The organism is Bartonella sp. MR30HLJHH (genome assembly GCF_042194195.1).
In the GTDB taxonomy this organism is placed as follows: domain Bacteria; phylum Pseudomonadota; class Alphaproteobacteria; order Rhizobiales; family Rhizobiaceae; genus Bartonella; species Bartonella grahamii.
In genome coordinates this window covers 1-603 of record NZ_JBHIMO010000105.1, presented here as the reverse complement: position 1 = coordinate 603, position 603 = coordinate 1, and the positions used below count along the sequence as shown (strand labels likewise).

The 603-nt window shown below is 46.9% G+C and carries 2 pseudogenes; both read left to right on the top strand.

Going from position 1 to position 603, the window contains the following annotated elements:
- Nucleotides 1–285, top strand: a pseudogene (locus tag ACFIKR_RS09575) (phage portal protein); the annotation flags it as partial.
- Nucleotides 275–603 (top strand): annotated as a pseudogene (locus ACFIKR_RS09570) (S49 family peptidase); the annotation flags it as partial. The pseudogenes ACFIKR_RS09575 and ACFIKR_RS09570, both read left to right, overlap by 11 nt.

The following is a 603-nucleotide window of genomic DNA, read 5'->3' as shown; positions in this document are numbered from 1 at the left end:
CTTGAAATGATTGATCCAAACAAGGATATCTCAGCGGAAAAAGAAGAAATCCGTGCAGGCTTGAAAACACGACGCATGGCACTTGCCGAGCGCGGCTTTGATATCGACAGCATTCATGCCGAAATGCAAGAAGAGCACACAGACGCTCGTGCACGCGGCTTATCTTTTGACACGGATATGGCAGCGCCCTCTGGTAGCAATCAAGTAATTGATCCCGCAGATTCAGAACCTTCTGAAACTTATGAAAGTAACCAAGGCAGTGAGGCACATACAAATGGTGAATAATCTCGACATGCCGTTTTTGGCATCACGGCTTTTTGGTGTTCCTCATATGCTTGCATCGACAAAGCTTAATATCATTTTGAATGCTCTTGCGCCGCGTCTTTTTGAGGGAGAAAAGTTTCCCCCTAAGGCTTTTGCGCAAGGGGATACGGAAGCTTTAAGACCCCCTGAAACTTATGTAGTACAAAACAATGTTGCTATCCTACCAGTTCATGGCACGCTTGTGCGCCGTGGTGCATGGCTTGGGGCTTTATCGGGATTGACTTCTTATGAGGGGTTAAGGGCTTCTTTTCGTGAAGCCATTGCACAACCTGATGTTCG